Origin of the sequence: Catellatospora tritici (assembly GCF_019083965.1) — a bacterium.
Lineage (GTDB): Bacteria > Actinomycetota > Actinomycetes > Mycobacteriales > Micromonosporaceae > Catellatospora > Catellatospora tritici.
On sequence record NZ_JAHRCY010000008.1, the window covers coordinates 370472 to 379831 of the forward strand.

The following is a 9360-nucleotide window of genomic DNA, read 5'->3' on the forward strand; positions in this document are numbered from 1 at the left end:
CTGGCGGCTGACGCGTAACACGATGATCGCCGTCTTCGGTCACTATCTCGGCTGTAGGACGCCCTTTTGACCGACGACGGCGATCATCGACCGGAACGGCCCCGAAGATCGCCACTGGCGGTCAGAACACTGCGCCGCCGATTGCTCAGGGCAGACCCGCGAGGCGGAGCAGGGCGGCGGTCGCGGCGGCCGCCACGACGACGACCACGAACGGGGCGCGCCGCCACGCGAGCACCGCGCCGACCAGTACCCCCACCGGCCGCGCCACCCCCAGGGCCACCCGTCCCGACTCGGTGAACACGGCGGTGGCCACCAGCGCCGCGAGCAGTGTCGTGGCCGCGATGGGGAGCAGGTGCCGCAGCCGATCGGGCAGCACCAGGCGATCACGCAGCAGCACCCCGGCCACCCGGAACGCGTACGTGCCCGCGGCCAGCGCCGCGATCACGAGCAGGGTCTTCGTCGTGGTGCTCATACCGTCTCCCGCTCGGGGTCGGCGGCCGGGGCGTCGGTGCGCGGCCGCGGGGTGGGGATCAGCAGCGCCGCGCCGACCCCGGCCAGGGCCACGAGCACGGGCAGACCGGCGGGCAGCAAGGGCGTGGTCAGCACGGCGATGGCGGCGCCGGCGAGGGCGGCGTACCGGGTGGGGCGGTCCTTGAGCGAGGCCATGAGCAGGGCGAGCAGGCCCGCAGGGAAGGCGGCGTCGAGGCCGTACACGGCGGGGTCGCCGACGGCGCCGCCGAGCAGCGCACCGACCACGGTGCCGATGTTCCAGGTCAGGAAGATGGCGGCGCCGACGGCCCAGAAGGCGCGGCGGCCGCGGGCCGGATCGGGTTGCGCCAGCGCGAACGCGGTCGACTCGTCGATGAGTACGTGCGAACCGAGCAGGCGGGCGGGCAGCGTGTCGCCGACCGACCCGCCCACGGCCAGGCCGAACGGCAGGTGCCGGGCGTTGACGAGCAGGCCGCCGAGCACCGCGGCGACGGGGCTGGTCGTCATGAAGGCCACGGCCAGGAACTGCGAACCGCCCGCGAAGACCAGCAGCGACATCAGCACCGGCACCCATACCGGCAGGCCGTCGGCGACCGCGATGGCGCCGAACGACAGGCCGATGACCCCGGCGGCCGCGCCGATCGCCAGCGCGTCGCGCAGCAGCGCCTTGTCCCGGAACGCGCTGTTCCCGCGCGGAGTGGAGCCCACCTGTAATCACCTCAAGGGCCGTTTGATGATTACACCCACCCTAGCCCGACCACCCCACGCGCCGATCCGCCCCGCCCTGCTCCCAGAACCTGGACGTTTGGAAGGGCACCTTCTGCTACGGAAAGCGATAAGAAGGTGCCCTTCCCTTCCTTACCTGCGGGCGGGGGTGGGGAGGGCGGTGGGGGCGGCGACGGGGAGCAGGGCCCGGCGCAGACGCGGCGCCGCGAGCACGGCCAACAGCAGCCCCAGCAGGGCGGCGGCCGGCGGCACGGCGAACGCGCCCCGGTAGCCGACCAGGTCGGCCAGGCGCCCGGCCAGCGCGGCGCCCAGCGATACTCCGCCGACGACACCGCTGGCCAGCAGGGTCATCACCATGCCCGCGCGGCGGGGCGGGCTGAGCCGACCGGCCAGCGCGTACCCGGAGATCAGGTACGGCGCGGCCGTGACACCGAGCACGATCACGGCGACCACGGCGGTGACCACCGAGCCCGCCAGCAGCAGTGGCGCGGCCCCGCCGACCAGCGCGGCGGCCGACACGACGTACCGGCTGACCGGGCCGAACGAGGCCGGCAGCCAGGCCATGGCCAGTCCGGCCAGCGCGCTGCCGACGCCGAGCACCGCGTAGATCAGCCCCGCCGATCCGGCGGATCCGATCGCGTCGGCGAAGGCGGTGACGGCGGTCTGGGTGGCGCCGAACACGACGCCGATCACGGACATCGCGGCGACCAGCACCGCCACCCGGCCGACCGGAAGTCGCTGCTCGGCGACGCGCGGGCCCGGGGTGCGCGGCAGCCGCACCACGGGCGGGACGGTGTGGTGCAGCGCGAACGGGATCGCGGCGAGCAGGGTCAGTACGGCGGCCACCAGCAGCGGCGCCCCGGCGTGGCCGGTCAGGGCCAGCGTCCCGACCAGCGCCGGTCCGGCCAGGAACGAGGCTTCGTCGACGGCACCCTCGTACGCCATCGCGGTGGGCAGTCTGCGCTGCTGTCCGCGCTCGCCGAGCAGGACCGCCCAGCGGACCCGGACCAGTGGGCCGACCTGCGGCATCGCGAAGCCCGCGAGCGCGGCCAGCGGCAGCACGGCGCGGTGGTGGCCACCAAGCACGGCGCCGACCAGGGCGGTGTAGGCGAGGGCGTCGAGCACGGCCGCGGTGACGCCGACGGCGCGTTGGCCGTACCGGTCGGCCAGGGTGCCGACGACCGGGCCGCCGACCGCGGCGCCGAGGCCGAACGCGGCCGCGGCCAGGCCGGCGGTGCCGTAACTGCCGGTCGCGGCGACGACGAGGGTGATCACACCGAGCGGGCCCATGGCGGCGGGCAGCCGGGCGAGGAACGCGAGAACGAGGAACCAGGGTCCGGTCAACTGGACCAGTTCACGGTATGAGGCACGCGGGGCCGACATGATTCTCCGGGGTACGACGCAGGTCATGCGCGTCGTCCCACCCAACCGACGCGCCCCTTGCGGCCCTGTGCGCCGACCAGTGTACCCGCCCCAAGATCGCCCTCGAGTCGCGGAGCCGCGGACGGTCAAGAAGGGGCCCTTCCACTACGGAAAGCGATAAGAAGGGGCCCTTCCTCACCTGGGGGCGGGGGCGGGGCGATCGCGTTGGTACAGCTGGGCGATGACCGTTTCGATCTCGGGTTCGGTGACGGACAGGTCGCGCAGACCGCCGGTGGCGGTGAGCTGCGACACCAGGGTGCCGATCGGGGCGCTGCGGTCGACGGCGAAGGTCAGCCGCCCGCCTTCGACCGACTCCAGCCGCACCCCGGGCAGGTCGGGCAGGGTGGCCGGGGCCGTGTCCAGCTCGGCGACCAGGCGCCGCTGCGAGCCGTACCGGGCGTGCAGGGCCTCGATCGTGCCGTCGTGCACCACCCGGCCGTGGTCGATCACCACGATGCGGCGGCACAGCCGCTCGATGTCGGCCAGGTCGTGCGTGGTCAGCACGAGGGTGGTGTCGCCGGTGGCGCCGAGTTCGGCCAGGAAGCCGCGGACGGCCTGCTTGCTGACGACGTCCAGGCCGATGGTCGGCTCGTCCAGGAACAGGATCTGCGGGCCGTGCAGCAGCGCCGCGGTCAGTTCGCCGCGCATGCGCTGGCCCAGCGACAGCTGCCGCACCGGGATGTCCAGGAACGCGTCGAGGTCGAGCAGGTCGCGGCAGCGGCGCAGCCGGGCGGCGTGCTCGGCGGCGGGCACCCGGTAGATGTGGCGCAGCAGCTCGAACGAGTCGCGCAGCGGCAGGTCCCACCACAGCTGAGAGCGCTGGCCGAACACGACGCCGATGCGTCGGGCCAGGGTGGTGCGCTGCGGCACCGGGGCCAGCCCGCACACCGACACCTGCCCGCCGGACGGGTGCAGCACCCCGGTGAGCATCTTCAGCGTGGTCGACTTTCCGGCGCCGTTGGGGCCGAGGTAGCCCAGCATCTCGCCGCGCTGTACCACCAGGTCGACCCCGGCGACGGCGGCGACGGTGCGCCGCTCGCGTCTGAAGCGCCCGGCGCGGACCCGGATGTCGAACTCCTTGCGCAGGTCGTACGCCTCGATGACGTTCATGTCGCTCCCCCTCACGAGCCGGTGCTGCGGTAGTGGCGTACGCCGGTGCGCCAGATCAGCCAGGCCGCGGTGGCCGCCAACGCGGCCACGGCCGGGCCGGACCAGCTCAGCCAGGCTGGGGCGCCGAGCGGGTCGGCGCGGCCGAGCACCACCAGCGACGGGTAGTAGCTGGCGAAGCCGAACCCGAGCGTGAACCCGAAGAAGCGGCGCAGCCAGGTGCCGTAGACCGGCATCGGGTACGCGGTGAAGTCGCGCCCGCCGTAGGTCAGGGAGCTGCTCAGCTCGCCCGACTCGACCCACCAGAACGCCACCGTTGACGTGGCGACGAAGAACGAGCCGAAGAACACCGCCCCGCACACCGGCGTCAGCACCAGCATCACGACGCGTGCCGGGGTCAGCTGGACGTCGGCGGCGCGCAGGGCCACCACCAGCAGCGCCGCCGAGTAGACGACCCGGCCGATCCGACGTACCCCGACGTCCAGGGTCAGCAGCTGCCCCAGCACACCCAGCGGGCGGATCAGCACCGCGTCGAGCAGGCCGGTACGCACGTACGTCTTCATCCGCTCGATGTTGCCCACGAACAGGTCGGCCAGGGCGAACCCGGTCGCGGCGAGTCCGAACACGACCAGCGTCTCGCGCAGCGTGAACCCGCCCAGCGCGGGCACCTGGCGGAACACCACCAGCACGGCGATCAGGTCCGAGCCGAAGAACAGCAGGTTGCCCAGCAGGTCCAGGACGAAGCTCACCCGGTACGACGACTGCCCGCGAACCTGCGCGCGAACCAGCTCGCGGTAGATCCGCAGCCGCTCAACCACCCTGCACCACCAGCCTGCGCTCGGCACGCCGCTGCACCACCCGGCACAGCCACAGCAGCAGCACCGCCCACGCCGCCTGGATCGCCAGCATGCCCAGCTGGACGGCCCAGCCGTCGCGCTCGGCGAGCACGTCCAGCGGCGCCTGCAGCAGCGACGGACCAGGGGTGCCGAACCACAGCAGCGCGGCGGCCCAGTCGGGCAGGAACCGGATCGGGAAGAACAGGCCGCCGCACAGGCCGGAGAAGACCGCCCAGGCCATGCCGACGCCGCGGTAGTCCAGCAGCCAGTAGCAGGTGGCGTTGGCCAGGAACCGGCAGGCGAAGCAGACCACCGTGGCGAGCAGCGCCGAGAGCAGGAACAGCGGGTAGGTCGCCGGGCGGCGCGGCAGGTACATATCGAAGATCAGCGCGCCGGTCACGATGGGGACGACGAAGCGGGTGAGCATGGCGTACGCAGCGCGGCCCAGGTCGGCGGCGAGGAAGGCGAAGATCGGGTCGATCGGGCGGAGCAGGTCGATCACCACGTCGCCGGAGCGGACCCGGTCGGCCAGGTCGGTCCAGCCCCAGAGCATGACCACGCCGATGAGGCCCTGCCCGGCCCAGACGTAGAGGACCAGCTGCGGACCGGTGTACCCGGCGGCGGTCGCCCCCGCGGCGGTCGCGGCTGCCGAGACGGCGAGCATCACGTACGTCCGCAGGAGCCCGAACACCGAGTTGGTGACCGTCGCGGCCACGGTCGCCTGCCGGTACGTGGCGAATCTACGGAAGCCCGATGCACCTAATGTCCGTATTAGCGAGGCCATCTCGGTGAAGTTTCGGATTGTGAGCCGATCCGCAGTGGCGGTGATGAAGCCCACCCCGTACCCTCCACTCGCAACCGCATTCTTTTTTCGGGCCGGAAGACCATACCCTTGCGTCCTTCCGGGCCGCGATGTGTTTGCGCGGTAGTGGCACTTTGAGCAGGCGAGGTGGGGCGTGAGCGACGAGCGCACCGACGAGCGGCACCGCGGCACCCCGGCCTGGGCCGGCACGCCGACGTCGCCGTGGTCGCGCGTGCCCGGACAGCGTCCGCCCGCCGAGGCCCAGAACGAGCAGCCCCCGCAGCCGCAGGGCCAGCCGCAGCCCCCGCAGGGGCAGTACGGCCCCGGTCAGGGTGGCCCGCAGCAGGGTGCCCCGCAGCAGTACGGTCCGCCGCAGCCCGGCCAGAACCCGCCCGGCCCGTTCCCGCCCGCCAGCGGCCAGCGCCCCGGCCAGGGCGGCATGCCCGGCCACCCGAACGCGCAGCGCGGCGGCCGCCCCGGCCCGATGCCGCCGCAGCCCGCGGGTCCCCAGTTCCGCCCGAACGGCCCGCAGGGCCAGGTCTACGGCGGCCCCAACCAGCAGCACCCGCAGGGCCCGCCGCCGCAGGGACAGCCCGGCGGCCCGGGGCAGTACGGCCCGCCGCAGCAGCGCCAGGGCCAGCCGCCGCAGGGTCCCCGCCCGCCGCAGCAGGGCCAGGTCTACGGGCGCCCGCAGGGTGCGCCCGGCCAGCAGGGTGCGCCAAATCCGCAGGGCCAGCAGTTCGGCCCGCCGCAGCAGGGTCCGCGGCCCCCGCAGCAGGGCCAGGTCTACGGGCAGCCGCAGCCGGGCCAGCCCGGCATGCCGCCCGGCCGTCCCGGACAGCCGATGCCGCCGCAGCCCGGCCAGGGCCAGCCCGGACAGCCTCAGCCTGGACAGCCTCAGTCCGGTCAGCCGATGGGCGGTCAGCCCGCGCCCGGACAGCCGCTGCCGGGCCAGTCCGGCGTCGCGCCGCAGTCGCCCGGCGGTCCGGCGGCCAACGCCCCGCTGCCCGGTGCGGGCACGCAGGCGCCCGGACAGCTCGGTGCCGCCCAGGCCGCGCAGGCCGCGTCGGGTCAGGCCGTGGCCACCCCGCCGGTGGCGGGGCAGCAGCCCACCGCGACCCCGGCCGCGCCGGGCAAGCGCGGACGGCACTCCACCGCCGACACCGGCATGATGCCCGCGATCACCGACGACACTCCCGCACCGACCGGCGCGGAGGCGCCCGCCGCCGAGGCCGCTCCGGTCTCCCCGGCGCCGGTCTCCGCCGCCCCGGTCTCGGTCAACCCGGTCTCCCCGGCGATGCCGTCGGCACCGGTCGTGGCCAGCCCGGACACGGTGCTGCCGGTCGCGGCCAGCGCCGCGGGCGCGGCCACCGCGCTGTCGGCGCCGACGATGCTGCACCCGCTGGTGCGCCCCGGCGCGGCACCGGCCGCCGAGCCTGACGCGGCCACCACCGCGGCGGCGCAGGAGGCGGTCGCCGACGAGATCCCGGAGCCGACCGAGAGCGGGCCGGATCCGGAGCAGGTGCTGGCGTCGTACCAGTGGCGGTTCCACCACGAGACGCTGCGTGAGCTGGTCGACAACCCCGACGAGCTGCGTGACATCCGCGACAAGCTGACCGAGAAGCTGACCCCCGCCACCGACAACCCGACCCGGGCCCGGCTGCTGAGCCTGCGCGCCGTGGTGTCGCGCATCCTCGGCGACCTGAGCAAGGCCATGTCCGACGGCAAGATGGCACTGGTGCACGCCGAGGCGACCGGCGAACTGCGCCGGATCGCGCTGGCCAAGGCCCGGCTGGCGCACGTGCTGCAGTGGCGTGGCGACTTCACCGAGGCCGACAAGCTGTTCGCCGAGGCCAACTCCAGCGAGCTGCCCGACCGGCTGCGCGCCACCATGCACGAGCACGCGGGGCGGTCCTGCCTGGACCAGGGCCGCTACATGGAGGCGTTCAACCACTTCGAGAAGGCCCTGGAGCTGCGCAAGGTCGAGGACCCGGAGCTGATCGCGCGCACCGAGATGGCGCTCGACGCGGTCTCCATGAAGATCGCCGAGAACGGCATGGGGCCGTACCCGCGCAGCTCCGACGAGATCCTGCAGGTCAGCAAGCCGCCGGTGCCGCGCTTCGACGACCGGGTGCAGTGCTGGGGCTTCGCCGGCTCCGACGGCCGTACCGTCATCTCCCCCGCCTTCGCCGACGTGCAGCCGTTCCGTGACGGAGCGGCCTGGGTGCGGCGGCCGGAGATGGAGACCTGGGAGCTGATCGACGAGGCGGGCAACCGGCTCATCGACGGCCGCGCCGGGTGGCTCGGCGTCGGGTCCTTCTCCGACGGCCTCGCCTGGGTGTCGCGTGACGGCGCGGGCGGCTGGGTCGCCATCGACAAGCAGGGCCGCGTGATCATCTCGACCGGCTTCGACGATGTGCGCCCGTTCCGCCGGGGCCTGGCCGCGGTGCGCCGCGGCGGCTGGGGCGCGGTCGACAAGCAGGGCCGCGTCGTGGTGCCGTTCCAGTTCACCGGGTTTGCCACCGCGCTCACCGACGGCCGCTACGTCGACGGTTTCTCCGACGAGGGTCTGGCCATCGTGGACGCCGGCGGCCGCAAGGGTGTCGTGGACCGGGCCGGTGCGGTCGTGGTGCCGCCGGTGCACCCGGCACTGGTCATCCACCCGGTGGCATTCCTGATCGCCGGGCCGACCGGCCGCTGGGGCGCGCTGGACCGCAAGGGCCGCCCGTTCATCGACCCCGAGCTGCCCAGCCGCCAGGTCGTGATGGAGGAGCTGGACCGCCTGCTCGCCGACACCAAGCCGGTGCTGTAACTCCCACCGCCCGCGTGCCCCGGCACGGAGAGCGTTTTCCGCCCTGGATAGGGTCGGGGTATGGAGTTTCGGCACTTGGGCCGTTCCGGGATGCTCGTCAGCGAGATCTCGTACGGAAACTGGATCACCCACGGCTCGCAGGTCGAGGAGGACGCCGCCGCATCGTGCGTGCGTGCGGCCCTCGACAGCGGCATCACCACGTTCGACACCGCCGACGTGTACGCCGGCACCCGCGCCGAGGAGGTGCTGGGCCGGGCGCTGAAGGGCGAGCGTCGCGCCGGGCTGGAGATCTTCACGAAGGTGTTCTGGCCGACCGGTCCCGGGCGCAACGACCGGGGACTGTCCCGCAAGCACATCATGGAGTCGATCGACGGCTCGCTGCGCCGCCTGCAGACCGACTACGTCGACCTGTACCAGGCGCACCGGTACGACTACAGCACGCCGCTGGAGGAGACCATGGTCGCCTTCGCCGACATCGTGCACAGCGGCAAGGCGCACTACATCGGCGTCTCCGAGTGGAAGGCTTCGGAGATCCGCGCCGCGCACACGCTGGCCAAGGAGCTGCGCATTCCGCTGGTCTCCAACCAGCCGCAGTACTCGATGCTGTGGCGGGTCATCGAGACTGAGGTCGTGCCGACCTGCGAGGAGCTGGGCCTCGGCCAGATCGTGTGGTCGCCGATGGCGCAGGGCGTGCTGTCGGGCAAGTACCTGCCGGGCCAGCCGCCGCCGGCCGGTTCCCGGGCCACCGACGAGAAGTCGGGCGCGAACTTCATCTCGCGCTGGCTCGACGACCAGGTGCTGACCCGGGTGCAGCAGCTGCGGCCGCTGGCCGACCAGGCCGGGCTCAGCATGGCCCAGCTCGCCGTCGCGTGGGTGCTGCAGAACCCCAACGTCTCCTCGGCGATCATCGGCGCCAGCCGCCCCGAGCAGGTGCACGACAACGTCAAGGCGGCCGGGGTCAAGCTCGACACCGACCTGCTCAAGGCGATCGACGAGATCGTCGAGCCGGTCACCGAGCGCGACCCGGCCAAGACCGAGTCTCCCGCCAACCGCCCCTGATCACGCGCTCATCACGCGCTCATCACGGTCGCGGGGCGGGGGGGGCGCGCCGAGGGGGGGGGGGGGGGCGGCGGGGGGGGGGGCGGGGGGGGGCGGGGGGGGGGGGG

General features: G+C 73.7%; 8 protein-coding genes. 2 read left to right on the forward strand and 6 right to left on the reverse strand.

Features of this window, described 5'->3' with window-relative positions; all coding sequences use genetic code 11:
• Nucleotides 1–145: 145 nt before the first annotated feature.
• The 6 genes from KUA19_RS20760 to KUA19_RS20785 form a co-directional block, all read right to left on the reverse strand.
• Nucleotides 146–472 (reverse strand): AzlD domain-containing protein, encoded by a 327-nt coding sequence (locus KUA19_RS20760; protein ID WP_217397909.1) that lies wholly within the window; start codon nucleotides 470–472, stop codon nucleotides 146–148.
• Nucleotides 469–1197 carry an AzlC family ABC transporter permease gene (locus KUA19_RS20765; RefSeq protein ID WP_308167543.1) on the reverse strand — a complete coding sequence of 243 codons (729 nt, stop codon included), beginning with the start codon at nucleotides 1195–1197 and terminating at the stop codon, nucleotides 469–471. The genes KUA19_RS20760 and KUA19_RS20765 overlap by 4 nt, the downstream gene beginning before the upstream one ends.
• 150 nt (nucleotides 1198–1347) lie before the next feature.
• Nucleotides 1348–2598 (reverse strand): MFS transporter, encoded by a 1251-nt coding sequence (locus KUA19_RS20770; RefSeq protein WP_217397910.1) that lies wholly within the window; start codon nucleotides 2596–2598, stop codon nucleotides 1348–1350.
• A 174-nt stretch (nucleotides 2599–2772) separates the two neighbouring features.
• The gene (locus KUA19_RS20775) at nucleotides 2773–3747 is read right to left on the reverse strand and encodes an ABC transporter ATP-binding protein (RefSeq protein ID WP_217397911.1); all 975 of its coding nucleotides are present in this window, start codon (nucleotides 3745–3747) and stop codon (nucleotides 2773–2775) included.
• A gap of 11 nt (nucleotides 3748–3758) precedes the next feature.
• The gene (locus tag KUA19_RS20780) at nucleotides 3759–4562 is read right to left on the reverse strand and encodes an ABC transporter permease (protein ID WP_217397912.1); all 804 of its coding nucleotides are present in this window, start codon (nucleotides 4560–4562) and stop codon (nucleotides 3759–3761) included.
• A complete protein-coding gene (locus KUA19_RS20785) occupies nucleotides 4555–5295 on the reverse strand; it encodes an ABC transporter permease (protein WP_308167544.1) in 741 nt (246 codons plus the stop codon). Before KUA19_RS20785 ends, KUA19_RS20780 begins: the two co-directional genes overlap by 8 nt.
• Before the next feature lie 241 nt (nucleotides 5296–5536).
• Here KUA19_RS20785 and KUA19_RS44590 point away from each other — a divergent pair, with 241 nt between their 5' ends.
• Both KUA19_RS44590 and KUA19_RS20795 read left to right on the forward strand, forming a co-directional pair.
• Entirely contained in the window at nucleotides 5537–8194 is a 2658-nt protein-coding gene (locus tag KUA19_RS44590) for a WG repeat-containing protein (RefSeq protein ID WP_308167545.1), read from the forward strand.
• 60 nt (nucleotides 8195–8254) lie between these two features.
• Complete coding sequence (locus tag KUA19_RS20795) at nucleotides 8255–9253, forward strand: aldo/keto reductase family protein (RefSeq protein WP_217397914.1); 999 nt, start codon at nucleotides 8255–8257, stop codon at nucleotides 9251–9253.
• The last annotated feature ends 107 nt before the right edge of the window (nucleotides 9254–9360 follow it).